19 protein-coding genes are annotated in these 24,419 nt (G+C 63.5%); 9 read left to right on the forward strand and 10 right to left on the reverse strand.

Going from position 1 to position 24,419, the window contains the following annotated elements; all coding sequences use genetic code 11:
* Window positions 1-3: 3 nt before the first annotated feature.
* From IVB12_RS26995 to IVB12_RS27015, 5 genes are all read right to left on the reverse strand, one after another.
* Window positions 4-870: a 3-keto-5-aminohexanoate cleavage protein gene (locus tag IVB12_RS26995; RefSeq protein WP_247303635.1), complete on the reverse strand. Its 867-nt coding sequence runs from the start codon at window positions 868-870 to the stop codon at window positions 4-6.
* A gap of 209 nt (window positions 871-1,079) precedes the next feature.
* The gene (locus tag IVB12_RS27000; protein ID WP_247303636.1) at window positions 1,080-1,880 is read right to left on the reverse strand and encodes an AraC family transcriptional regulator; all 801 of its coding nucleotides are present in this window, start codon (window positions 1,878-1,880) and stop codon (window positions 1,080-1,082) included.
* A gap of 214 nt (window positions 1,881-2,094) precedes the next feature.
* Window positions 2,095-2,751, reverse strand: coding sequence for a glutathione S-transferase family protein (locus IVB12_RS27005; RefSeq protein WP_247303638.1), 657 nt, complete (start codon window positions 2,749-2,751; stop codon window positions 2,095-2,097).
* A complete protein-coding gene (locus tag IVB12_RS27010) occupies window positions 2,748-3,914 on the reverse strand; it encodes an acyl-CoA dehydrogenase family protein (protein ID WP_247303639.1) in 1,167 nt (388 codons plus the stop codon). Before IVB12_RS27010 ends, IVB12_RS27005 begins: the two co-directional genes overlap by 4 nt.
* 129 nt (window positions 3,915-4,043) lie before the next feature.
* The gene (locus IVB12_RS27015; protein ID WP_247303640.1) at window positions 4,044-5,180 is read right to left on the reverse strand and encodes an acyl-CoA dehydrogenase family protein; all 1,137 of its coding nucleotides are present in this window, start codon (window positions 5,178-5,180) and stop codon (window positions 4,044-4,046) included.
* Window positions 5,181-5,442: 262 nt separating this feature from the next.
* On the opposite strand from IVB12_RS27015, the gene IVB12_RS27020 reads away from it, so the two are divergent.
* The 4 genes from IVB12_RS27020 (at window position 5,443) to IVB12_RS27035 (ending at window position 11,665) form a co-directional block, all read left to right on the forward strand.
* A complete protein-coding gene (locus IVB12_RS27020; RefSeq protein WP_247303641.1) occupies window positions 5,443-6,993 on the forward strand; it encodes a long-chain fatty acid--CoA ligase in 1,551 nt (516 codons plus the stop codon).
* A 77-nt stretch (window positions 6,994-7,070) separates the two neighbouring features.
* The gene (locus IVB12_RS27025) at window positions 7,071-8,294 is read left to right on the forward strand and encodes an ABC transporter substrate-binding protein (RefSeq protein ID WP_247303642.1); all 1,224 of its coding nucleotides are present in this window, start codon (window positions 7,071-7,073) and stop codon (window positions 8,292-8,294) included.
* 220 nt (window positions 8,295-8,514) lie between these two features.
* A complete protein-coding gene (locus IVB12_RS27030) occupies window positions 8,515-10,734 on the forward strand; it encodes an acetate--CoA ligase family protein (protein ID WP_247303643.1) in 2,220 nt (739 codons plus the stop codon).
* Window positions 10,735-10,843: 109 nt separating this feature from the next.
* Complete coding sequence (locus IVB12_RS27035) at window positions 10,844-11,665, forward strand: MlaD family protein (RefSeq protein ID WP_247303644.1); 822 nt, start codon at window positions 10,844-10,846, stop codon at window positions 11,663-11,665.
* Window positions 11,666-11,941: 276 nt separating this feature from the next.
* On the opposite strand, the gene IVB12_RS27040 is transcribed toward IVB12_RS27035, so the two are convergent.
* Together IVB12_RS27040 and IVB12_RS27045 are read right to left on the reverse strand one after the other, a co-directional pair.
* The gene (locus IVB12_RS27040; RefSeq protein WP_247303645.1) at window positions 11,942-13,444 is read right to left on the reverse strand and encodes an NAD(P)/FAD-dependent oxidoreductase; all 1,503 of its coding nucleotides are present in this window, start codon (window positions 13,442-13,444) and stop codon (window positions 11,942-11,944) included.
* 125 nt (window positions 13,445-13,569) lie between these two features.
* Window positions 13,570-14,328: a trypsin-like serine protease gene (locus IVB12_RS27045; RefSeq protein WP_247303646.1), complete on the reverse strand. Its 759-nt coding sequence runs from the start codon at window positions 14,326-14,328 to the stop codon at window positions 13,570-13,572.
* 122 nt (window positions 14,329-14,450) lie between these two features.
* Here IVB12_RS27045 and IVB12_RS27050 point away from each other — a divergent pair, with 122 nt between their 5' ends.
* Window positions 14,451-15,086, forward strand: a complete 636-nt coding sequence (locus IVB12_RS27050) for an HAD-IA family hydrolase (RefSeq protein WP_247303649.1) — start codon at window positions 14,451-14,453, stop codon at window positions 15,084-15,086.
* Window positions 15,087-15,092: 6 nt separating this feature from the next.
* Here IVB12_RS27050 and mtnA read toward each other — a convergent pair whose 3' ends face one another.
* From mtnA to IVB12_RS27065, 3 genes are all read right to left on the reverse strand, one after another.
* Entirely contained in the window at window positions 15,093-16,199 is a 1,107-nt protein-coding gene (gene mtnA / locus IVB12_RS27055; RefSeq protein WP_247303650.1) for an S-methyl-5-thioribose-1-phosphate isomerase, read from the reverse strand.
* 18 nt (window positions 16,200-16,217) lie between these two features.
* Window positions 16,218-17,093 carry an S-methyl-5'-thioadenosine phosphorylase gene (locus IVB12_RS27060; protein WP_247303652.1) on the reverse strand — a complete coding sequence of 292 codons (876 nt, stop codon included), beginning with the start codon at window positions 17,091-17,093 and terminating at the stop codon, window positions 16,218-16,220.
* A gap of 257 nt (window positions 17,094-17,350) precedes the next feature.
* Complete coding sequence (locus IVB12_RS27065; RefSeq protein WP_247303654.1) at window positions 17,351-17,623, reverse strand: phosphopantetheine-binding protein; 273 nt, start codon at window positions 17,621-17,623, stop codon at window positions 17,351-17,353.
* A 357-nt stretch (window positions 17,624-17,980) separates the two neighbouring features.
* On the opposite strand from IVB12_RS27065, the gene IVB12_RS27070 reads away from it, so the two are divergent.
* From IVB12_RS27070 to IVB12_RS27085, 4 genes are all read left to right on the forward strand, one after another.
* Window positions 17,981-19,198, forward strand: a complete 1,218-nt coding sequence (locus tag IVB12_RS27070; RefSeq protein WP_247303655.1) for an acyl-CoA dehydrogenase family protein — start codon at window positions 17,981-17,983, stop codon at window positions 19,196-19,198.
* Between the two features lie 74 nt (window positions 19,199-19,272).
* On the forward strand, window positions 19,273-20,253 hold the full coding sequence (locus IVB12_RS27075; protein ID WP_247303656.1) for an amino acid--[acyl-carrier-protein] ligase: 981 nt from the start codon (window positions 19,273-19,275) through the stop codon (window positions 20,251-20,253).
* A 41-nt stretch (window positions 20,254-20,294) separates the two neighbouring features.
* Window positions 20,295-21,170: an acyl-CoA acyltransferase gene (locus tag IVB12_RS27080; RefSeq protein WP_247303657.1), complete on the forward strand. Its 876-nt coding sequence runs from the start codon at window positions 20,295-20,297 to the stop codon at window positions 21,168-21,170.
* A 292-nt stretch (window positions 21,171-21,462) separates the two neighbouring features.
* Window positions 21,463-24,330 carry a PAS-domain containing protein gene (locus IVB12_RS27085; protein WP_247303658.1) on the forward strand — a complete coding sequence of 956 codons (2,868 nt, stop codon included), beginning with the start codon at window positions 21,463-21,465 and terminating at the stop codon, window positions 24,328-24,330.
* The last annotated feature ends 89 nt before the right edge of the window (window positions 24,331-24,419 follow it).

Below are 24,419 nucleotides of genomic sequence, written 5' to 3' on the forward strand. Positions count from 1 at the left end.
CGTTCAGCGCTTCGTCCCAAAGATCTTCCGCGCCTCGGCGGGGCTTGCGATCTCGCGGCCGGCACGCCGGGCACAGGCAGCGACGGCTTCGATCAGCTGACCGTTCGACGTCACCTTCTTGCCGTCAGCGAGATAAAAGGTGTCTTCGAGACCGGTGCGTAGATGGCCGCCGAGCTCAGCGCAACGCTGGTGCAGCGGCCAGATCTCCTCGCGGCCGATGGCCGTGACCTGCCAATGCGCTTCGGGCCGCTTCAGCTTGAGCAGGATCGGCAACAGCTCGGGATCAGACGGCATGCCTGAGGCGACGCCCATCACGAAGTTATATTCGAGCGGCCCCTTGTACATGCCAACCTGGTGGTACATGCCGACGCAGCGGACGATGCCGACGTCGAAGCATTCGAACTCGGGGATGGTGCCGACCGCGTTCATGACATCGAGATAGTCCTTCACCTTCTCGACCGCGTTGTCGAACATCATCGGCGGCCAGGCCCAGCTGTTGTCGGCCTTGACCTTCAGATAGTTCAGCGAGCCGGCGTTGCAGGCCGCGATCTCCGGCTTCGTCTCACGAATGCAATCGAGCGCGCCTGAGTAGTTCGGCCCTGACACGCCCGAGGTGTGGTTGATGATCACGCCGGGGCAGGCCTCGCGAATCGCTTGCTGGATCTCCTTGCTGACGCTCACCTCCCAGGACGGCAAGTGGCCCTTGTTCGGCGCCTGCTGGCGCAGATGAATGTGCATGATGGACGCGCCGGCGTCGAACGCAGCCTTGGCCTCGCGCGCCATCTCTTCGGGCGTCACAGGCACGTTGTGCTGCTTCGGGTCGGTCAGCACGCCGTTCAGCGCGCAGGTGATGACGGCCTTGTCGCTCATGCCTTGACGCTCATGACTTGGATGTCTCGCACGTTGAGAATTCAACGCTTGCGATCATGTGACGCGCGGCATGCGGCTTCTTGCGCGGAGAAGCTGGAAAACGACGAGCTTCGTAGGGTGGCAAAACGAAGCGTGCCCACCTCTTCCATCGCGATCCGGGACAGTGGTGGGCACGGCGCGTTGCGCCTTCCCACCCTACGAGAGGGGTGCTAACTCGCCTCGGCCATCCGCACCGTCTCGGTGCTGCGATAGATCGCAAGATCGCGTGAGCCGACGAAGATCGCGCGCGGCTTCAGGCCGTAGAAGCGGCGTATCGAGTGGCTGAAGTGGGTGGAATCGGGATAGCCGATGTCCTGCGCGAGATGGGCGAGGTTGAGGTCCTGGTTGGCGTAGTGCAAGAGATGCCGCGCACGCTTCCAGGCGCGGAAGGACCGGAACGAGATGCCGGTCTCTTCCTTGAACAGGTGCAGGAAGCGCGAGGCGGACAATCCCGCTTCGGCTGCGCAAGTATCGGCCGTGACCGGCTCGCCGGAGAAGCGCTCGATGCGCGCGACCGCGCGCATCACGCGCGGATCGAGCAGGCGGCGCGGCAGCGCCTCGCCAAAACACATCTCGTCGAACTCGGCGGTGGTGATGTCGCCGTAGCGGCGCTGGCGAAGTAGCGCGTAGGCGGCGAGGATCTTCCGGGCATAGGCAGTCTTGTCCGGTCCCCGCAGCCGCTCGGCCAAGGCCTCGATCACGCCATCCGGCATGCTCTCCGGCTCCAACGTCACGCTGATCACGCTGCGATAATCGCTGGCGATGGTGTGCCGCTGGTTGGGCAGGGTCACGATCAATTCGTCGGACGTGTGGACGTCATCGATGGTCAGATGCAGGCTGCCCTTCACCGCGACATAGACATGGCAGCAGCCCGGGGTCCGCTTGCGGGGGCGGCCGAGTAGGCCGGCATAGAACACCCGTTCCGGCGTGATCAGCATCAAATGGTCGGATTCGCGACCTGTATCTTCCATTGGGGTCCTCCTCGCGCGGCTCTCTGGCCGCTGCGGACGGAGGTCACCTTAGCGGAAATTTGGGCGCTGTCACGATAGGATAGCGCTGTCAAAAGACACAGCCGGTCATTCCGGGGCCGTCCGCAGGACCAACCCGGAACCTCGAGATTGTCAGATGCGCAACGATGCGCCGTAGCTCGATGCTGCGCACCGCCACGGAATGACGGGCTGAAGCTTACGCCCGCACCCGCGGTGCGACGTTCTGCTCGACGCCTGCCCTCTGTTCCGCAGCAACTACGCGCTTGAAGCCGTCGCGTTGCTGCAGGCGCGCCCAATAGGCTGCGACATTTGGCCCGAAATCCCTGGCCAGCCCAATATTGTCGGCAAGGCGGAGCGCATAACCAATGACAATGTCAGCGGCTGTGAAGCGGCCGGCGCACAAGGTTTCGGCATTTGCGGTGGCTGCCTCAACGGCGCGCAAGCGCCCCAGGAACCATTTCGCATAATCTCCGGCGACCTGCGGATTGCGGCGCTCCTCCGGCTCGAGCTGGGTGTATCGGAGCACCAGCGTTTGCGGGAAGGTCAGCGTGGCATCGCTGAAATACATCCAATTCAGGAACGCGCCATAGGCGGAATCTTCGGGGCCGACCATCAGCGGCGTCGGACCATATTTCATGCCGAGATAGTGGCAGATGCCGGAGGATTCGGTCATCCGCGTCTCGCCGTCGATCAGGAAGGGGATCGTGCCGAGCGGATTGACGCCGAGATAATCCTTCGCGAACACCCGCGGCGGGAACGGCAGCATCTTCAATTCATAGGGCAGCCCCATCTCCTCCAGCATCCAGAGCGGGCGGAACGAGCGCGCGGCCTCGCAGTGGTAGAGCGTGATCATGACGCATTTCCTTTACTGCCGGGCAACGTGCCCATCATCTTGCAGAGGACCATCAGCATGACCTCGTCGGCACCGCCGCCGATCGAGGTCAGACGGCTGTCGCGATAGGCGCGGCTGACCGGCGTCTCGTTGGTAAAGCCCATTCCGCCCCAATATTGCAAGCAGGCATCGGTGAGCTCACGGCCGAGTCGCCCGGCCTTCAGCTTGGCCATCGTGGCGAGCCTGGTGACGTCCTCGCCGGCGACCAGCTGCTCGGCGGCCCGATAGATCAACGCGCGCAGCAGCTCGACCTCGGTCTGCATCTCCGCGAGCTTGAAGTGCACGACCTGATTGTCGAGGATCGACTTGCCGAACGCCTTGCGGTTGCGAGTGTATTCGATGGTCTGATCGATGATGTATTCATGCGCCTTCAGGCAGGCCGCCGCGCCCCAGAGCCGCTCCTCCTGAAACTGGATCATTTGGTAGGTGAAGCCTTTGCCCTCCTCACCGATCCGGTTGCGCTTGGGCACGCGGACATCGTCGAAGAAAATCTGCGCGGTGTCTGACGAGCGCATGCCCATTTTGTCGAGTTTTCGCGCGATTGTGACGCCCTTGCTCTTCATGGGCACGCAGATCAGCGACTTGTTGCGATGGACGGGCCCCTCGCCCGTATTGGCCAGCAGGCAGATCCAATCGGCTTGCGTGCCGTTGGTAATCCACATCTTGCCGCCATTGATGACGTAATCATCGCCATCCGAGCGTGCATTGGTCTTGATCGAGGCGACGTCCGATCCTGCGCCGGGCTCGGAGACGCCGATGCAGGCGACATAGTCCCCCGAAATCGACGGCGCCAGAAACTCGCGCCGCACCTCGTCCGAGCCGAACCGCGCCAGCGCCGGCGTCGCCATGTCGGTCTGCACGCCGATCGCCATCGGGACGCCGCCGCAAGTGATGGCCCCGAGCTCCTCTGCCATCATCAGCGCATAGGAGTAATCGAGACCTGAGCCGCCGAACTCCACGGGCTTGTTCAATCCGAGAAAGCCGAGGCTGCCCATCTTCTTGAACAGCTCATGCGCCGGAAAGATGTCGGCCTTCTCCCATTCATCGACATGAGGGTTGATCTCATTGGCGATGAATTTCTGCAAGGACCGGCGGATGTCGTCGTGGTCGGCAGTGAACAGCATGTCTTTCCCTTCGTCATTCCGGGACATCGCGGAGCGATGAGGCCGGAATCCATTCCCCTCTGGTATTCGGCGCCCGATGGAATCCGGGCTCGCTTCGCTGCACTCTGCGCCCCGGAATGACAGCCTCAATCACAACCCCATCTGCCTCGATGCCAGATCCTTCATGATCTCCTCGGTGCCGCCGCCAATGGCATTGACCTTGACCTCGCGGTAGATGCGCTCGGCCTTGATGCCGCGCATGAAGCCGGCGCCGCCGAAAATCTGCACCGCTTCCGAAGCGCAGAAGGCCATGGTTTGCGTCGCCTGATTCTTCATCATGCAGATTTCGGCGACCGGGCTTTCGCCCTGCTCGAGCCGCCAAGCCAGCATCTCCAGCATCGCCTGGGAGGCGGCGACCTTCTGCGCCATGTCGACGATCTTGTGGCGAATCACCTGATGCTGGGCGAGCGGCTTGCCGAAGGTCTTGCGCTCCTTGGCATAGGCAATCGCCTCATCCAGGCAGACCCGGGCGAAGGCGGTGCAGCTCGCGGCCATGCCCATGCGTTCGCTGTTGAAGTTCTGCATGATGATCTTGAAGCCCTGACCTTCCTCGCCGATCAGATTTTCGGCGGGCACGCGGCATTCGTCGAAATGCAACGTCGCGGTGTCGGAAGCCCACCAGCCCATCTTCTGCAGCTTCGTGCGCGATAGGCCGGGCCTGTTGCCCTCGATCAGCAGCAGGCTGACGCCGCCGGCGCCCTCGCCACCGGTACGCACCGCAACGGTCAGATAATCCGCACGCATCCCTGAGGTGATGAAGGTCTTCTCCCCGCTCACAACGTAGTGATCGCCGTCGCGCCGCGCCCGGGTGCGCAGGTTCGCGACATCGGAGCCGCCGCCCGGCTCGGTGATGGCGAGCGCTGAAATCTTCTCGCCAGCGAGGATTTGCGGCAGCACACGCGCCCTGATCTCGGGGCGCGCCGCGCGGGCGATCGGCGGCGAGCCGATGGTGTGGCTCATCAGGCTGGCACTGACACCGCCGGCACCAGCCTGCGCGAGCTCCTGGCTCGCCACGATCTTCATGAACTGGTCGGCGGCGATCCCGCCATATTCCTCGGGGAATCCGAGCCCCAACAGCCCGATCTCGGCCGCCTTGCGATAGAGCGCGCGCGGGAATTCGCCGGCTTCGTCCCATTCATGGGCGAAGGGCGTGATCTCCTTCTCGACGAAGCGGCGCATGACATCGCGAAAGGCGTCATGCTCCGCAGTGTAGAACGGGCTCTTCATGGCACCTCTCGCCTCGTACGGATTCGCCTCGGCCAGCATGGCCGGAACTTTGTTGGTTTCACTTGCGCCAAGTGGCTGGCCGGAGAGGGCCGGTCCTCTTCAAGCGCCAGCAACTTGACGCAAGACGATTTTCGCTCCTCGCAGGCCAACTCCGGATCAAAAATATGGTGCACACAACTCCGGCTGGCCCAGCAAGGCCACGCCGGGCCTGGTGCATGGCAATAAATAACATAGCGGCGCAAGAGCGCCGAGGGAGGGATTTTTGGCCGTTCGTTACTACGACTGGATCGCTCATCATGGCCGGCGCACGCCCGCCAAGGTGGCGGTCATCGATCTCGCGAGTGAGCGCCGCTTCACCTATTCGCAGCTCGATGCCCGTGTCTCGCGCCTCGCCTCATTCCTGCGCGACACGCTCAACGTCTCGCGCGGTGACCGCGTCGCGGTGCTGGCGCTGAACACCACCGATACGCTTGAGGTGCAGTTCGCCTGCGGGCGGCTCGGCGCCATCTTCGTGCCGCTGAATACCCGCCTCACCGTTCCCGAGCTCCAGTTCATCACGGGCGACTGCGCGCCGAAGGTGATGATCCACGACGCCGACCTGGCCGAGACGGCGCTGAGCGTGGCCAAGCTCTGCGGTGTCGCGACCCGCCTGCTGCTCGGCCCCGGCGGGTCCTATGAAGCTGGCATCGCCGCCGCCAAACCGCTCGACCGCGGCGAAGAAGTCACGCTCGATGACGTCTCGACCATCATGTACACGTCGGGCACGACGGGACATCCGAAGGGCGCGACCATCACCCATGGCATGACTTTCTGGAATTGCGTCAATCTCGGCGGCCCGGCCTGCATCGGACCGTCCTCGGTGCTGCTCACCGTGCTGCCGCTGTTCCACACCGGTGGTCTCAATTGCTACACCAATCCGGTGCTGCATGCCGGCGGCACCGTGATGATCACGCGCGCCTTCGATCCCGGCACTGCGCTCGCTCTCATCAATGATCCCGCGCAGGGCATCAACGTCTTCTTCGGCGTGCCGGCGATCTACCAGTTCATGGCTCAACACCCCGCCTTCGCGGCCATCGATCTCAGCCGGCTGATCGTCGGCGGTGTCGGCGGCGCGCCGATGCCGGTGGCGCTGCTGAAAGTATGGGAAGCGCGCGGCGTCGCGCTTCAGCAGGGCTATGGCATGACCGAGACATCGCCGGCCGTGCTGGTGCTCGACCGCGAGGATGCTGCGCGCAAGGCCGGCTCCGCTGGCAAGCCGGTGCTGCACACCGAGGTCCGGATCGTGCGACCCGACGGCAGCGATGCCGATGTCGGCGAGCTCGGCGAACTCTGGGTCAAGGGGCCGAACGTCACGCCCGGTTACTGGAACAGGCCGGAAGCAAACAAGACGTCGTTTACGGACGGCTGGCTGCATACGGGCGATGCCACACGCGTCGATGAGGAAGGTTTCTACTACATCGTCGACCGCTGGAAGGACATGTACATTTCCGGCGGCGAGAACGTCTATCCGGCCGAGGTCGAGAACGTCCTGCATCAGCTCAACGCCATCGCGGAGGCCGCAGTGATCGGGATTCCCGATCCGCAATGGGGCGAAGTGGGCCTTGCCATCGTTGCGGTCAAGCCGGGCCAGAAGCTGACCGAGGCCGAGGTTCTCGCACATTGCGCGGCCAACCTCGCGCGCTTCAAATGCCCGCGCCAGATCCGCTTCGTCGATGCGCTGCCGCGCAACGCCACCGGCAAGATCCACAAGCCGACCTTGCGCAAGGAGTTTTCGGTGGCTTCCGAAGTCGACAACAAAGTCGCCAGTGCCTGACCGAAGCGCCCCTCGCGGGCGCTTTTTTCTTTTCGAAGTGCCTGCTCAACCCACAAGAAACCCCAAGGAAATTGTTCATGAAAAACAAGAAACTCGCTCTGTTCGCCGCGGCAGCGGCACTGACATTGCTCTCCCTACATGGCGCCCACGCGCAAAAGAAATACGACACCGGTGCCAGCGACACCGAGATCAAGATCGGCAATGTCGAAGCCTATTCCGGTCCGGCCTCCGCCTACGGCGTCATCGGCAAAACCGAGGAAGCCTATTTCAAGATGATCAACGACCAGGGCGGCATCAACGGCCGCAAGATCAACTGGATCTCCTATGATGACGGCTACTCGCCGCCCAAGACCGTCGAACAGGTCCGCAAGCTGATCGAGAGCGATGAGGTGTTCCTGGTCTTCAACGCGCTGGGCACCCCGACCCAGACCGCCGTGCAGAAATATCACAACGCCAAGAAGGTGCCGCAGCTCTTCCTTGCAACGGGCGCCAGCAAATGGAACGACCCGAAGGGTTTTCCCTGGACCATGGGCTTTCAGCCGAGCTACCGGGTCGAGGCCCGGATCTTCGCTAAGTACATCTTGCAGGCGAAGCCAGATGCCAAGGTCGCGATCTTCTATGCCAATGACGATTTCGGCAAAGACTACGTCGCCGGCATCAAGGAGATCTTCGGCGAGAAAGCCTCTTCGCTGATCGTGGCGGAGGAGAGCTACGAGACCACCGAGCCGTCGATCGATTCCCACATCGTCAAGCTGAAGGGCACCGGCGCCAATGTCCTCGTCAATATCTCGACGCCGAAATTCGCAGCGCAGGCGATCAAGAAGATCGCCGAGCTTGAATGGAAACCGATGCATGTGATGACGGACGTGTCGATCTCGATCGGCGCGGTGATGAAGCCCGCCGGCCTCGATGCTTCGGAAGGCGTGCTGTCTGCGACCTATTTGAAGGACGCGTCCGACCCGCAATGGAAGGACGACGAGGGCATGAAGAAGTTCATGGCCTTTATCGACAAGTACATGCCGGGCGCCAACGTCTCCGATACCAATCTCGTCTACGGCTACGCCGCCGCGCAGACCCTGGTCCAGACGCTGAAGCAGTGCGGGGACGAGCTGACCCGGGAGAACGTGATGAAGCAGGCTGCCAGCCTGAAGGGCTTTGCGCCGGACACGCTGATCCCGGGTATCAAGGTCAACACAGGCCCCAACGATTTCGCGCCGATCGAGCAGCTCAAGATGATCCGCTTCAAGGCTGGTCAGTGGGAATTGTTCGGGGATATCATCAGCGCGGAAACGGGCGGCTAATCCGCATCAGCTCAACATGCCCAAGCAAGATAGCGGCCGAAAGGGCCGCTATCTTTCGCGCGAATGCATTCAAAGCGTGGTACCACATGTTGGCCGTTCGATGCCGCGACGGATTGCCATTCCGTCATACGGCATACCTTTCTGATGGTTGCCACTGCGGCGAACTCGCCATAGAAAAGCGTGACGCGCCACCAAGAACAAGAACAGATGAGGTCACGCCATGGAAGCTCAGGTGCCCGCTGCGTCGGTTTGTCTCCGTCGATGGTCTCCCCCACCCGACGCCAGCGACGTGGTCAAGGGCATCCATGCCATGCTGCACCCGCGCAACATCGTGCTGGTGGGCGCGACCGACAAGCCCGGCAACTATGCCGAGCGCATCTGGAACAATCTGGTCAAGTACGGCTACGAGGGCGGGCTCTATCCGGTCAACGCCAGGCGCGACACCATCTGGGATGTCCCCTGTTACAAGGACTTTGCCAGTCTTCCCGAGCAGCCCGATCACGTCCTGGTGCTGGTGCCGGCACGCTCTGCGGTGCAGGTGATCCGCGATGCCGCCGCGGCCGGCGCGCGTTCGGCCACCATCGTCACCTCAGGCTTCAGCGAGTTGCAGGACGACGAGAGTCAGAAGCTTGCCGCCGAATTGCAAGCAGCCGTACGCGAGACGGGACTTGCGGTCACGGGACCAAACTGTCTCGGCAATTTGAGTGCCGGCGAAAAGCTCTTCACCAATATCGACGATCGTATCGTCACCATGGAGCAGGGGCCGGTGGCGATCGCCGGACAATCCGGCGCCATCGTCATGGCGATCCGCCAGGCGCTGGAGGACCGGGGTGTCGGCGTCGGCTACATGGTGACGACCGGCAATGAGGCCGGGCTCGAGACGCCGGATCTGATGCGCTATTTCGCCGAGGACCCGAGCATCAAGGTGATCGTCGTCTATCTCGAAGGCGTGCGCAATACCAAGGCGTTCCGCGACGCCTGCAAGGCGGCGCGCGCCGCGAGCAAGCCCGTGATCGCGCTCAAGCTCGGCGCGTCGGAGGGTGGCCGCGCTGCGGCGATGGCGCATACCGGTGCACTCGCCGGATCGATCGAGACATTCGATGCCATTGCAACCCGCGAAGGCGTGATTCGGGTCGGTGGGCTCGACGAGTTGATCGAGACCACCGAGTGCTTCGTCCACGCCGTGGCGCCCAGAGGCGACCGGCTCGCCGCTGTCACCTTGTCCGGCGGCAAGCGCGGTATGTTGATCGACGCTTTCTATGCCGTGGGCTTGAATTTCGCGCCGCTGAGCCCCCATGTCAGCTCGGAGCTGGCAAAGATGCTCGGCCCGGGCTCGATCGTCGGCAATCCACTCGATGCAGGGTTTGCCGCCGTGGTCGATCCCTCCGTCTACATGAGGTCGATTAAGCTGATGATCGACGATCCCGATATCGACGTCGTCATCATCGACGCTGAGCTGCCGAAGGCGCCGCACGAGCTGCGCGAGCGCAATCTTCGCATCGTCAATGAGATGGCGAGCAGGGCCGCAAAGCCCGTGATCTATATCAGCGCGATGTCGATCGGCTTCACCGAATTCACCAAGGCGCTGCGCAAATCGCTGCCGCATCTGGCGGTGATGCAGGGCATGGACCGCGCGGTGACCGCGATCAAGTCGCTGCTCGATTACGCAAAGCTGCGCAAGGAAGTGCCGGACATCGTCTCACGCTCGAAGCCGGCCGCACGTGCCGTGCTCGAGAAGATGCTGAAATCGGCGAGCGGCGCCGCGCTCGATGAGGTTGCCTCCAAGAAGCTCCTGAAAGCATACGGCATCCCGATCTCGAAGGAGGCAATTGCGCAGACGGCGGCAGAAGCCGTGAAGATCGCCAAGCAGATCGGTTTCCCGGTTGTCGCTAAAGTCGTTAGCGCCGAGATCCTGCACAAATCCGACATCGGTGGCGTGGTGCTGAACCTCAACAGTGCCGCCGAGGTGAAAAAGGCGTTCGCCGACATCACGGCTCGGGTGAAGAAGCTGAAGGGCAAGCCCAAGCTCGACGGCATCCTGATCGCGCAGCAGGTCAGGGCCGAACTCGAACTGGTTGTCGGCGCCTCGCTCGATGCCGAGATGGGGCCGGTCGTGCTGTTCGGCACTGGCGGCATCGACATTGAGCTGATGAAGGACGTCGCACTCGCCGGCGCGCCGCTGGACGAGGCCGAGGCGCGGCTCCTGATCGGTCGCACCAAGGCCGGAAGCAAGATGCGCGGTTATCGCGGCAGGCCGACGCTGCACGAGACCTCCGCAGTGAAGGCGCTCGTCGGCCTATCCAACCTGATCGCAGACGCCGGCGACCGAATCGCCTCGATCGACATCAACCCGTTCCTGATCAACACCAAGACGGGCGTGGCCGTCGATGCCCTGATCGTCCTGAACAACGCTGCGGCAAAGCGCGCGGCCGGGCATTGAGATGAGGTGGAGCGGGTTACGCTTCGCTAACCTGCCCTACGTAACATGCGGCCAAAGTGCATCCGGGCTGCTTCCAACTTCTCCGCTTTGGCCGTAAAATCGTCCCTGCATGGCACGCGCGAGCAATCTCGTGATCGGAACGGCGACGCTGGCGGCGATCGCCGTGGCGTTCGGCGGCCTGCTCGGCGTGCAGAAATGGCGCACCATCCAAAGTCGCAGCCAGTTGCGCGTGGTGTTCGAAGGCGGCTCCGCCAGCGGACTGCGTCGCGGCGGGCCGGTCAATTTCGACGGTGTGCCTGCGGGCCAGATCCTGTCGATCAAGCTGGACAGTCCCGGCAGGATCGTGGCGCTGGTGATGCTCGACAACACCGCACCGATCCGCAAGGACACCGTCGCAGGCATCGAGTTCCAGGGTCTCACGGGCGTTGCCGCGATCTCGCTGATCGGGGGTGCCCCCTCCGCGCCGCCGGTGCCCCTGGACGTGGACGGCATTCCCATACTGACCGCCGATCTCAGTGACGCCGAGTCCATCGTCGATGCCCTGCACAGCGTCGACCGTACGATCGTGAGCAACGCCCCTGCGATCAAGGAGGGCCTGCGCACATTCGAGAACTACACCGCCGATCTCAGGGGCAAGGGCGGCGAGATCGACTCCGTCATGGCGAAGGTCGACAGCGCCTTCGCGGGCTTCGACAAGGCGGTCACGAAGATCGAGGGCGTGGTGCCCGGCTTCGTCGACGGCAAGGCCGACGAGCTGTTCGAGAAGATACAGGGACTGCACGAGCTGGCCGACACCATGAAGAAGAAGTCGGCAAGCTACCTCGAGGACATCCGCCGTTCGCTGCTCGACGTCAGCGAGACCGCCAGCAAGATGGCGGGAACGCCCGTGGCGCCGCGACCGCCGCGCAAGCCTGAGCAGCAGAAGCGGTGATCTCTTCGTTATCCTTCCTGAAGGAAGGTCGCCGCGGCTGCTCCGACTAAGACTAATCTCGGCCAGAATGCCCGGCGAGTTGCCGTGACGCTCCGGCGCGAGCAACTGGCTCGCTCGTTGGCCACCAAGCCAGACCCTTCCACTTAGCCGCGGCACGCCCGATGGAAGGCCGCTTACATTCATGGCCGATCGTGTGACGTGCGTCTGTGACCGCCGATGCCCGGCGCGCCTATACGGCTTTACGATTGTGGCGTTGCCGTTGCTCCCGCAATCTCCTCACCCATACACAAACGCCGCATCGTCCAGGTCCGTCTTCGGAATCTCGTCCTTCTCGGTCCAGTAGTCCTGACTGTGCTGCCATTCTGGCTTGTCGCCGCGCTTCGGCAACAGGTCCATATTGCGTATCATGTATCCGGGGTTGAAGTTTTCCGGATCGATCCAGGGCAGGATCGGCATGTTGTGGTCTTCGGGGCGCAATCTCACCTCGACCTTCTTTGCGCCCTTGCCCTTCATATGGCTGAGCAGCCGACAGACGAAATCGGCGACCAGGTCGACGCGCAGCGTCCAGCTCGCGCGGAAATAGCCGAACACCCAGACCATGTTCGGCACGCCCGTGAACATCATGCCGCGATAGGTGACGGTGTCGCCGAAGGCGAGCGGCTTGCCGTCGATCTCGAAGGCGATGTCGCCCAGGGCGGCGAGGTTGAAGCCGGTCGCGGTGACGATGACGTCGGCTTCGAGCAGCTTGCCGGATTTGAGCTGGATGCCGTTCTCGACGAAGCACTCGATCTCGTCGGTAACGACCGAGGCCTTGCCGCTGGCAATCCCCTTGAACAGATCGGCATCCGGCACGAAGGCGATGCGCTGCCGCCACGGCCGGTACTTTGGCGTGAAATGGGTCTCGACGTCGTAGTCGGGGCCGAGGACCGCGCTGATTTGACCGATCAGCTCCTTCTTCACCTGCTCCGGCTTGGAGACGCAAAGCTTGGTGAATGCATCCTGCTCGAACAGGATCTTGCGCCGGACGATCTCATGAATCCACTCCTCGTCGACTTGAAGCCTGCGCAGCTCCTCCGCAATCTCGATGGCGTTGCGACCGAGCCGGAAATAGGTCGGCGAGCGCTGCAGCATCGTGACATGCGCGCACTTGTCCGCGATGTTCGGAACGAGTGTTGCCGCGGTCGCGCCGGAGCCGATCACGATCACCTTCTTGCCCGTGAGATCGACGTCGTCGGGCCATGTCTGCGGATGGACGATGCGGCCCTTGAACCGGTCCATCCCCTTCCATTCCGGCGTGTAACCCTCCGAATGCCGGTAATAGCCCTGGCACATCCAGAGGAAGTTCGCGGTGAAGGTCTTCGGCTCGCCGGTGTCGGTCGTGACCGCCTCGATGGTCCAGAGATTTTGCTCGCTCGACCAGCTCGCGGAACTGATCTTGTGCTTGTAGCAAATGTGCTTCGCGAGATCGTTCTCTTCGATCACCTCGTTCATGTAGGCGAGGATCTCTTCGGCGGTCGCGATCGGCGGTCCGACCCAGGGCTTGAAGCGATAGCCGAAGGTGTGGAGATCGCTATCCGAACGGATGCCGGGATAGCGATGTGTGATCCAGGTGCCGCCGAAGCTCGCCTGCGTCTCCAGAATGACGAAGCTCGTGCCCGGAAGCTGCTTGGTGAGATGATAGGCGCTGCCGATGCCGGAGATGCCGGCGCCGACGATCAGCACGTCGAAATGTTCGGAAGCTTGCTTGGTAGCGGTGTGACCGCGAACAGCGACATTCATTGTTGCTTGTTGCCTTGCTCGTTTTTCGTGGCCGGCCTTGACTGGACGGCGCGTTTCCTCCGCGACAGGCAGTGTCGCCCATCGCGCTTCCGTTTCAACATGACATAGATCCGGTCGCGGTCAAATCACAGTGCCGCACCCCAGCTCCGTGCGGTCTGCAAGATCCAGTCCCGGTAGAGCGTGAGCGGAGTGACCCCGGTCAACCCGCCGCAACCTGCGGCGCCGTTCGGCCCGGTCGACCAACTGACGACGCCAACGAGCACGGCACCCTTCGGCTTGTCCTCGAACACCGGTCCGCCGGAATCGCCGGTACAGGCGCCGATTCCGTCACGAACACCGTTGGTTACGGGATCGACTAGCCGAATCTGGAGCGTGCCGGGCTGGCCGGTGGCGACCAGCGCAGCGAAACGCGTAATGCCACCGCTCTTGCCATCACCGCGAACTGTGACGCCGATGCCGGCGATGGTAAAGCGGCTGCCGACGCGGATTGGAATATCCGGTGCACCGACCGGCACCGTCGATTTTCCCTTCAGTGGAATTTCCAGTTGCAGCAGTGCCACGTCGGCAGTCGCCCGATGCGCCTGCATTGCCTGCATGTTGAAATTCGGATGGATCGCGACAGAACGGACGTTCAGCAATTGCGGCTGGCCGTCGCCGCCGCGATCGACGATCTTGTAGTCCGCGCCGGGCTGCACGCAGTGAGCGACCGTCAGCACCAGCTTCGGTGCGATCAGGCTCCCGGTGCAAAAATTGCCGCGCGAGCCGACGATGGTGACGATGGCGCGGGCGACACCCTCCGCTTGCGGCGTGCCGCCGCCAACGATGGCGTGAGCAGGCGTGGCGAGCAGCAAAATGGCAGTGATGAATGTCGCAATTGTCTTCATGGGAACACGTTTCGGCAGGCGGTTCGGTCAAGGGCGGAGTTTGCTTCAGGCTGGCCCTTGCCGATAGCGCGTGCTAGCCGTCTTGTCAGCCATCCTGGCACTGAATTGACGAGGACAGGACCTTGACGATCGAGGCTGTGATCTTTGATTTTGGCGGCGTGTTGACGAGCTCACCGTTCGAGGCGTTCGCCCGCTTCGAGACCGAGCGTGGCCTGCCCATCGACATCATACGGCGCACCAATGCCGCCAACCATCTGGAAAATGCCTGGGCCAAGTTTGAACGCGCCGAGGTGGATATCGACACGTTCGATCTTTTGTTCGCCGAGGAATCACGTGCGCTTGGCGCAGAGGTGCGCGGGCGCGACGTGCTGCCGCTGCTCCAGGGCGAGCTGCGTCCCGAGATGGTCGAGGCGCTGAAGCGCATCAAGGCGCAATTCAAGACCGGCTGCATCACCAACAACCTCCCGGCCAACGCCATCAGCAGCCTGACGGGACGCACGCTCTACATTGCCGAGGTGATGGCACTGTTCGATCACGTCATCGAGTCCGCCAAAATCGGCCTGCGCAAGCCCGATCCACGCATCTACCGGCTGATGCTCCAGACGCTGAAGGTTGATCCCAACAATTGCGTTTATCTCGACGATCTCGGCGTCAATCTCAAGCCGGCTCGCGAGATGGGCATGACCACGATCAAGGTCACCAGCGGGGTCCAGGCCATCGCCGAGCTCGAGGTCGCGACGGGGTTGAAGCTCTGCTAGTCCAACCTATTCTGCAGCGGCCGCGATCCGCTCCGGAAACGCGGCCGCGAGCGCGGCACGGTCGGGCTTCAGCACGCCGCGCTCGGTGATGAGGCCGGTCACGAGGCGCGCCGGCGTCACATCGAAAGCATAGTTCGCGACCGGGGAGCCCTCCGGCACGATGCGCACCGTCTCCAGCCTCCCGTCCGCGGTGCGACCGGTCATGTCGGTGACCTCAGAGCCACTGCGCTGCTCGATCGGGATGTCACGGATGCCGTCATGGATGGCGAAATCGATCGTCGGCGACGGCAGCGCGACGTAGAACGGCACACCGTTGTCGTGCGCGGCGAGCGCCTTCAGATAGGTGCCGATCTTGTTGCAGACGTCGCCGTTGGCGGCGACGCGGTCGGTGCCGACGATAGCGAGATCGACCATGCCGTGCTGCATCAGATGGCCACCGGTATTGTCCGGGATCACCGTGTGCGGCACGCCGTGATGGCCGAGCTCCCAAGCCGTGAGCGCGGCGCCCTGATTGCGCGGGCGGGTCTCGTCGACCCAGACATGGATCTTGAGGCCGCGCTCATGCGCAAGATAGACCGGCGCCGTCGCTGTGCCCCAATCGACGGTCGCGAGCCAGCCGGCGTTGCAATGAGTGAGGACGTTGACCGTATCGCCCGGCTTCTTCGCCGCGATCGCCTCGATCAGCTTCAGGCCATTGCCGGCAATGCCGCGGTTGATCTCGACGTCCTGCTCGACGATCTCGTCGGCGCGCGCGTAGGCCGCCTCCGCCCGTTCAACCGGATCGATCGGTGCGAGCGTCGCGCGCATCTCGTCCAGCGCCCATTTCAGATTAATCGCGGTCGGCCGCGCCACGACCAGCGTGTCATAGGCACGCTTCAGGCCGGCGTCGGAGGCGTCCTCGCGCATCGCGAGCGCCATGCCGTAAGCGGCGGTGGCGCCAATCAGCGGCGCGCCGCGCACCAGCATGTCGCGGATGGCGACCGCCGCCTCCTCGCATGACGTCAGCTCCGCAACAACGAACTCGTGGGGCAACCTGCGCTGGTCGATCGCGCCGACCGACCAGCCGTCGCGCTCGCGCCAGATGCTGCGAAAATGCTTGCCGTCGACCTTCATGGCATTCTGCCTTTCGTCTCAACCGCGCAGGATACGCCCCGCCACCGCATCGAGTTTCTTCAAAAGCTCGGGATCGCGGGCCTCGGGCGCCGTGATCAGGGCGGTGTCGAGCGCGCGATCCGAGCCGATCGGGCACGGCTCATGCTCGCGCGGAAAATCCTTTGCCAGCCGTGCCACCAGCGCCTTGGCCTTGTCGGCGTTCGAATTCAGCACACGGATAATGTCCTGCACGGTCACGGCATCGTGGTCGGGATGCCAGCAGTCGAAATCCGTCACCATCGCAACGGTGGCATAGCAAATCTCGGCTTCCCGCGCGAGCTTGGCCTCGGGCATGTTGGTCATGCCGATCACGGAATAGCCCAACGTTTTGTAGGTCATGCTCTCCGCGTAAGTGGAGAATTGCGGCCCCTCCATGCAGACATAGGTGCCGCTACGCGCGATTGCGATTCCCTCGGCTTCGGCCGCTGCGGCAAGATGGATTCGCAGCCGTGGCGAGACCGGATGGGCCATCGAGACATGGGCGACGCAGCCGCGGCCGAAGAACGAGCTCTCGCGCTTGTGGGTGCGGTCGACGAACTGATCGACCAGCACGAAGGTGCCGGGCGCAAGTTCCTCCCTAAAGGAGCCGCAGGCCGACAGCGAGATCAGGTCGGTGACGCCAGCCCGCTTCAGAACGTCGATATTGGCGCGATAGTTGATGTCGGAGGGCGACAATCGGTGGCCCTTGTCGTGCCGCGGCAGGAACACGACCGGCAGGCCCGCCATAGTGCCGCGGCGCAGGGGCGCTGACGGCTCGCCCCAGGGGCTCTTGATCGCCGCTTCGCGCGCACCCTCTAGGCCGGGCAGATCATAGATGCCGGAACCGCCGATGATGCCCAATACCGCCTGCGTCATGCCTGCTCCATCCCATCCGCCACGTGCGACATGGTCAAGCTATGCCAGTTTTGCGGCAGATTTGGAACGGGGTGGTAGTGTGGTCAGGAAGCGGGCGCTATCGCCACGCCATCGGTGTGTCGTCTTGGCGAAGCGGGCCCATACCGCGAGGTCTATCGGTTGCGAACGGTCTTTGTCCCGAACGACCGGTCTTCGCAAAACTGCTCCCTGGGGGAAATGGGTCTTGGCTTTCGCCGGAACGACCTCAGTGGTTCAACCTAAGCTGCGTTCGCCGGCTGCAGCTGAGCTGCGATCATCCGCTCCAGCGTCTCGACGGTTTGGAAATTCTCCGGCGTGATTTCGGCTTGCGGGATGGTGAAGTCGAATTCGGCCTCGACGCCGAGCATCAGATTGACCATGTCCATCGAGGCCAGGCCGACATCGACGAGCTTCGCCGACGGCGTGATGTCCGCCGTGAGCGAGTTCTGTTCGAGGATGCCCTTCACCAGCTTGATGATGCGATTGCGCATGTCGGTATCGAAAGCCTGCATCGGCAAATTCCCATCTATCTATCGGAGGCGGACCGGACTGCCGGCTACGATGGACACGGCCAGTCGGTCCCGCAATGGGCACGAGGATTACTTCGTCCTTCTTAGTAAACGATGACTCAAATTGACTAAAATTCGGGGGCTCTTCCAGAACCCTAACGGGTCCACGGAATTTCGGCCCCCTCCAACAACCTGACCTTAACTGTTCGTTCGGAATTGGGCTTTGTTTACCCTCTATTTCATCGACGAATTTGAATTAAATCCGTAGCCTCGTCTCACAAGCAAAGATGGTCGGAGGATCGCCGGCGGCATCGCGAATGATGGCGGCGATCTCGAACGGCGAACCGGAGGCGGACGAGCATGAACGTGCGTGAAGCAGTCCTCACTGTCGACGAAACGCAGACGAGCTTTCTCGAGCAGGGCCCCTCCCTGATCGAGCGTGCCGCCCGGACAGCCGCTGCCGCAGCGGCCGACGCAGACGAGGTCGATCGCGACGCCCGCTTCCCCCACACGGCTTTCGAGGTCGCGCGCGAGCAGAAACTGCTTGGCGTCATGATCCCGGTCGAGTTCGGCGGCTTTGGCGCCTCGATCTACGACGTCACCGACATCTGCTACACGCTCGGGCGCGCCTGCGCTTCCACCGCGATGATCTACGCGATGCACCAGACCAAGGTTGCCTGCCTCGTCAGGCACGGCCACGGCATCCCCTGGATGGAAACCATGATGCGCCGGGTCGCGCGAGACCAGTGGCTGCTCGCCTCCTCCACCACCGAAGGACAGAACGGCGGCAACATCCGCGCCAGCGCCGCCGCCGTCGATCACGCCGGCGACATCGTGTCGCTAGTACGCGATGCGACCGTGATCTCCTACGGCGCCGAAGCCGACGGTCTCGTCACCATCGCCCGCCGCGCCACCGACGCTGCCGCTTCCGACCAAGTGCTGCTGGCACTCGCCAAGGGCGATTATTCGCTGAAGCGGACGCTGGGTTGGGAAACGCTCGGCATGCGCGGCACCTGCTCGACCGGTTTCGAGCTGAAGGTCGATTGCCCCGCCGACCGCGTTTTCCCGGAATCCTATGACAAGATCCACGCCCAGACCATGACGCCGTTCGCGCATCTATGCTGGTCGTCCGCTTGGGCTGGCATTGCCGCCGCCGCGGTGACCCGTGCGCAGGCCTTCATCCGCAAGGTGGCCCGCAGCTCCGGCGGACAAATGCCGCCGGCCGCGGCGCATTTCACCGCCGCGAAGATGTCGCTCACAAAGCTGCGCGCGCTGATCGCTGCCAACATCGACGCCTTCGCCGGCGCCGAGCATGACGAGCGCGCGCTGAGCTCGCTCGACTTCCAATCCTCGATCACGCTTTTGAAGGTGCAGGCCTCCGAGCTCGCGGTGGAGACCGTGATGCATGCGATGCGTACCGCGGGCCTTTCCGGCTACCGCAACGACGGTGAGTTCACCATGGGCCGCCACCTGCGGGACGTTCTGTCGTCGCCGATCATGATCAACAATGACCGTATTCTCGCCAACGCCGCGACATCGACGCTGATGAGCGGCGTTCCATTGAGCCTTCGTGACTGACGTGCCTTCATGACCGACTAGCCTTGGCGACTGAACCAACAAGAACAATTTTGAGATAGCAGGACATCAACTCCATGAACATTGCCGTCCTCCCCAATTCGCCCGCGACCGCACCGGAGATCATCGATCCGCTCGATCATCTCACCGACAAGCTATTCCACCGCATGGGCTCGGACGGGGTCTACGCCCGCACCGCGCTCTACGAGGGCATCGTCGAGAAGCTCGCCACGCTGATCACTGGCCATCGCGAGGCCGGAACCGAGGTGATGCGCTTTCCGCCGGTGATGAGCCGGGCTCAGCTGGAGAAATCCGGCTACCTCAAGAGCTTTCCGAACCTGCTCGGCTGCGTCTGCGGCCTGCACGGCACCGAACGCGAGATCAACGCTGCGGTGAGCCGCTTCGATGCGGGTGGCGACTGGACCTCATCGCTCTCCCCGGCCGACCTCGTGCTGTCGCCAGCCGCCTGCTATCCCGTCTACCCGATCGCAGCAAGCCGAGGCCAACTGCCGAAGGACGGCCTGCGCTTCGACGTCGCCGCCGATTGCTTCCGCCGCGAGCCGTCAAAGCATCTCGACCGCCTGCAATCGTTCCGGATGCGCGAATATGTCTGTATCGGCAGCCCCGATGACGTCGCCGACTTCCGCGAGCGCTGGATGGTGCGCGCGCAGGCGATCGCCCGCGACCTCCGCCTGACCTTCCGCGTCGACTACGCCAGCGATCCTTTCTTCGGCCGCGTCGGCCAGATGAAGGCGGTGAGCCAGAAGCAGCAGCAGCTGAAGTTCGAGCTCCTGATCCCGCTGCGCTCGGAGGAGCAGCCGACCGCCTGCATGAGCTTCAACTATCACCGCGAGCATTTCGGCACGACCTGGGGCATTCAGGATGCCAATGGCGAGCCGGCCCACACCGGCTGCGTTGCCTTCGGCATGGACCGGCTCGCGGTCGCCCTGTTCCACACCCACGGCATTGATACCGCTTCCTGGCCAGCCAGGGTGCGCGACGTCCTGGGCTTACAGCCGCATGTTGCGGCCGAGGCCCACGGCGAAGGCTGGCGCTAACGGAACTCACGAGGCTGACCATTTCCACGGGCAAGACGAGCGTGATCCACACCAAGGTCCGATGCCGCGAAATCACCGAGACCGATGTCGAAGCCATCGCGGACCTGCTGACGCGCGGCTTCATCGGCCGCTCGCGGGACTATTGGATCCAGGGCCTGCGCCGGCAGGCTTTCCGGACCGTGCCGGAGGGCTATCCGCGCTTCGGCTACATGCTCGAGGATGACGGCATACCGGTCGGCGCACTGCTGCTGATCTACACGGCGCGCCAGCACGGCGAAGAGGCCGCCATCCAGTGCAATTTGTCGAGCTGGTATGTCGATCCGGTCTACCGCAATTACGCGCCGCTGCTGACCAAGATCGCGCAGCGGCACAAGGACGTCACTTATCTCAACATCAGCCCGGCGCCGTGGACCTGGCCGATCATCGAGACGCAGGGCTTTCGCGCCTATTGCTGCGGGATATTCTTCTCGGTGCCTGCGCTGGCGCGCCCCCCGCGCTGGAGCACGATCGAGGTGATCTCGCCGCACGCCAAGGCGATCCAGGGGCTTGGCGAACCCGAGACCGAGTTGCTGACACGACATGCGCGCTACAATTGCCTCAGCCTCGTCTGCCGCACACCGGAGGGAACGTTCCCCTTCATCCTGCAACCGGTGCGCATCCGCCGCGGCTTCATTGCGCCGCCTGCGATGAAGCTGATCTACTGCCGCAACACCGCCGAATATGCCACTTGCGGGGGCCGGATCGGCCGGCTGTTGCTGCGGCTCGGCAAGATTGCGGTGGCCGTCGATTCCAACGGCCCGCTTCCCGGCCTCGTCGGCCTCTACACCGAACGGCGCGGCCGCAAATATTTCAAGGGCCCGCACCGGCCGCAGCTCGCCGACCTCACCGACACGGAACTCGTGCTGTACGGGCCTTGAGCAGGCCCGCAGGCTGCGCACTGGCCCGTCATTCGGAGGTGCTCGCCTTGCGCAGCGCGGCGCGCCTCGAAGGATGAACGGCCGCGATGCAGCCGGCCCGACGCTCTTTCCAGATCTCCGCTATGCTCCGGCGCCTCAGGGTGACGGTGATACTCCGTGCACACGCATCTCTGCATCACCGGTCACTCTCCGTAAACTACTGCGCTTAAGGGAATTTTCTGGCCTCTTCGCTACCCTCGGCGGCTGAATTACGTCGCGTTAGCTCTATCGCCCGCCGAGATCCACGACTCACATGACGTCGACCCGCGAGAACGAGCATGGTGCACACCGCGAACAGGCCCCCGAGGCACTGGTCGCGCTCAGCCAGCTTGCGCTCGACCACATGGAGCAGGGCGTCTGCGTCTACGATGCCCACAACCGGATCGTGCTGGTCAATCAGCGCTACCTCACGCTGTTCGACATGTCGGCCGATATCGTGCGGGTGGGCACGAGCTATCGCGAGGTGCTTGCCCACAGCGCGACGCGCGGAAACTTTCCGCAGCACGAGATTGATACGCTTTACTCGGCGCGAATGACGCAAATTGCAGGGGGCAAGCCCTTTCGCACCGAACAGCGGCTTGCCAGCGGCCTCGTCATGGCGCTCGAGCTGAAGCCTCTCCCCGGCGGCGGTTGGATGACGATCTGCGACGACGTCAGTCGTCTCGCCCGACTCGAGGCGGAATTGCGCGTGCAGACGGAGCGTAGCCAGCACGCGCTCGCGAACACGTCGCACGGCCTCATCATGTACGATGCCGACAGCCGCGTCGTCGTCTGCAACGACCGGTTCCTGGACCTTTACAATCTCGACTCCGAAATCGTGAAGCCGGGCATCTCGCACAGCACGGTGATCGAGCACTGGATGTCGCGCGGCAACCTGACGGGCATGTCAGCCGATGAGTTCCACCACACCAGGCTGGCGGACGTGCGCGCCAGGAAGGCGAAAACCCTGCTGGTGATGCGCTATGACGGGCGGATGGTGCAGGCGGTTTCCCGCTTCCTTCCCGACGGCGGCTGGGTGACGGTGCACGAGGACGTCACCGAGCGGTTGCAATACGAGGAAGCACTGAGGCAGCAGAACTTCATCCTCGATGCGGCGCTGGAGAACATGGCGCACGGACTCGCTTTCTACGATAGCGAGATGCGGCTTCGCGTCTGCAACAGCACCTACTGCATGATCTACCGGCTGTCGCCCGAGGAGACACGGCCCGGCACGCATCTTTCCGAGCTGATTGAGCGGTCGATGGCGAACGGCGCGTTCGCTTCCGAATACAGCCCGCAGCAACTCCTGGAAGTCGCCAGCGCGAGGATCGCGAACCGCGATTCCTCGCCGATGCGACGGCGCATGTCCAACGGGATCGTGATCTCCATGCGCTACTGTGCGCTGCCCGATGGCGGCTTCGTCGCCACCTACGAGGACATCACCGAACGCGAGCGCGCCATCGAGGAGCTGAGCGAGCAGTATCGACGTTTCGACGCCGCATTGAACAACATGAGCCAGGGCCTGTGCATGCTCGATTCGAGTCTGCGCGTCATCGTCTGCAACCGCCGCTATATCGAGATGTACGGCCTCTCGACCGAGATCGTGAAGCCGGGCGTCTCGATGCGCGAGATCATGGAGCACAGCTGCGAGCTCGGCATCCATCCGAACACCACGGGCGCGCGGCTCTATGCCGACTATGTCGAGAGGCTGCGCGAGGGCGAGCACACGCTGCACCGCCATTTGAGCGACGGCCGCATCATCAAGCTCAATCACAAGCGGATGGAGCTTGGCGGCTGGGTCGTCACCTATGAGGACGTCACCGAGCGCCACAAGGCCCAGGCCCGCGTCGCGCACATGGCACGCCACGATTCGCTGACAGACCTGCCCAACCGCACGCTGTTCCGCGAGAAGATGAGCGAGGGGCTGAACCAGGTCGCGATCGCCGGCGGCGCGATGGCGGTGCTGTGTTTCGACCTTGATAATTTCAAGACCGTCAACGACCGCCTCGGCCACGCGGCAGGCGACCGCCTGCTGCGCTGGACTGCGGCGCGGCTGAAGGAGAATGTCGGCGAGCATGATACCGTCGCGCGGCTCGGCGGCGACGAATTCGCCGTGCTCCAACGCGGACCGCAGCCGCAATCGGCTGAAACGCTCGCCCGTCGCCTGGTCCAGATTATCGGCCATCCCCCGCCGCTGGAAAACCAGTCGATCCATATCGGCGTCTCCGTCGGCATCGCGATCGCGCCCGACCACGGGCTCGATGCCGACGAGCTGATGAAATGCGCCGACCTCGCCCTCTACCAGGCGAAGGCCAAGGGCCGCGGCGCCTATCAGCTGTTCGCGCCCGAGATGGAAGAAGAGGCGCGCAGCCGGCACGCGCTGGAGCACGATCTGCGCGGCGCGTTGGAAGCACGTGAATTCCATCTCGTGTTCCAGCCGCAGGTGCGGCTCGACAATTCCGAGCTGATCGGCTTCGAAGCGCTGTTGCGCTGGAAGCATCCCTCGCGCGGCTTCGTCTCGCCGGCCGAATTCATTCCGATCGCGGAAGAGACCGGGCTGATCGTCCCGATCGGCGAATGGGTGCTGCGCACCGCCTGTGCGACCGCTGCATCCTGGCCCGAGGTCACCATCGCGGTAAACCTGTCGCCGGTGCAGTTCCGCTCGCGCGGCCTGGTGTCGATGGTCACGAGCGCACTTGCGGAAGCCGGCCTGCCGCCACAACGGCTCGAGCTCGAGGTCACCGAGACGGCTCTGCTCGACGACAGCGAGGCGACGATCGAGATCCTGCACCAGCTCCGCGCACTCGGCGTGCGGGTCAGCCTCGACGATTTCGGCGTCGGCTATTCCTCGCTCAGCTATTTGCGCAAGTTTCCGTTCGATCGCATCAAGATCGACCGCTCTTTCGTCGGCACCCTCGGCGAGAGCCCCGAAAGCGTCGCCATCGTCCGCACCATCGCCAGCCTCGGCTCCGTGCTCGGGGTCGAGACCACGGCGGAGGGAGTGGAAACCGCGGAGCAACTCGACTTCGTGCGCGAATGCGGCTGCACCGCCGTGCAGGGCTATTATTTCGGCAAGCCGTGCCCGGCGGCCGAAGTCGGCGGCATCATCGAGAGGCTGAGCGGAGTCCGGCGCGTGGCGTAGCGGCTTCGCCCGCTCAAATTCCGTATCTCGGCACGCCGCCAAACGACCAATTGTCGCATGGATGGTTTCCGGCGGAATTGCCGTCTCGC

Origin of the sequence: Bradyrhizobium sp. 179, assembly GCF_023073535.1 — a bacterium.
Lineage (GTDB): Bacteria > Pseudomonadota > Alphaproteobacteria > Rhizobiales > Xanthobacteraceae > Bradyrhizobium.

What these genes read in the sequence shown, in the direction of transcription:
- IVB12_RS27085 (WP_247303658.1), top strand. Translation starts at nt 21,463, where the DNA reads ATGACGTCGACCCGCGAGAACGAGCATGGTGCACACCGCGAACAGGCC.
- mtnA (WP_247303650.1), bottom strand. Translation starts at nt 16,199, where the DNA reads ATGAAGGTCGACGGCAAGCATTTTCGCAGCATCTGGCGCGAGCGCGAC.
- IVB12_RS27070 (WP_247303655.1), top strand. Translation starts at nt 17,981, where the DNA reads ATGAACGTGCGTGAAGCAGTCCTCACTGTCGACGAAACGCAGACGAGC.
- IVB12_RS27075 (WP_247303656.1), top strand. Translation starts at nt 19,273, where the DNA reads ATGAACATTGCCGTCCTCCCCAATTCGCCCGCGACCGCACCGGAGATC.
- IVB12_RS27010 (WP_247303639.1), bottom strand. Translation starts at nt 3,914, where the DNA reads ATGCTGTTCACTGCCGACCACGACGACATCCGCCGGTCCTTGCAGAAA.
- IVB12_RS26995 (WP_247303635.1), bottom strand. Translation starts at nt 870, where the DNA reads ATGAGCGACAAGGCCGTCATCACCTGCGCGCTGAACGGCGTGCTGACC.
- IVB12_RS27060 (WP_247303652.1), bottom strand. Translation starts at nt 17,093, where the DNA reads ATGACGCAGGCGGTATTGGGCATCATCGGCGGTTCCGGCATCTATGAT.
- IVB12_RS27030 (WP_247303643.1), top strand. Translation starts at nt 8,515, where the DNA reads ATGGAAGCTCAGGTGCCCGCTGCGTCGGTTTGTCTCCGTCGATGGTCT.
- IVB12_RS27005 (WP_247303638.1), bottom strand. Translation starts at nt 2,751, where the DNA reads ATGATCACGCTCTACCACTGCGAGGCCGCGCGCTCGTTCCGCCCGCTC.
- IVB12_RS27035 (WP_247303644.1), top strand. Translation starts at nt 10,844, where the DNA reads ATGGCACGCGCGAGCAATCTCGTGATCGGAACGGCGACGCTGGCGGCG.
- IVB12_RS27040 (WP_247303645.1), bottom strand. Translation starts at nt 13,444, where the DNA reads ATGAATGTCGCTGTTCGCGGTCACACCGCTACCAAGCAAGCTTCCGAA.
- IVB12_RS27045 (WP_247303646.1), bottom strand. Translation starts at nt 14,328, where the DNA reads ATGAAGACAATTGCGACATTCATCACTGCCATTTTGCTGCTCGCCACG.
- IVB12_RS27065 (WP_247303654.1), bottom strand. Translation starts at nt 17,623, where the DNA reads ATGCAGGCTTTCGATACCGACATGCGCAATCGCATCATCAAGCTGGTG.
- IVB12_RS27015 (WP_247303640.1), bottom strand. Translation starts at nt 5,180, where the DNA reads ATGAAGAGCCCGTTCTACACTGCGGAGCATGACGCCTTTCGCGATGTC.
- IVB12_RS27025 (WP_247303642.1), top strand. Translation starts at nt 7,071, where the DNA reads ATGAAAAACAAGAAACTCGCTCTGTTCGCCGCGGCAGCGGCACTGACA.
- IVB12_RS27000 (WP_247303636.1), bottom strand. Translation starts at nt 1,880, where the DNA reads ATGGAAGATACAGGTCGCGAATCCGACCATTTGATGCTGATCACGCCG.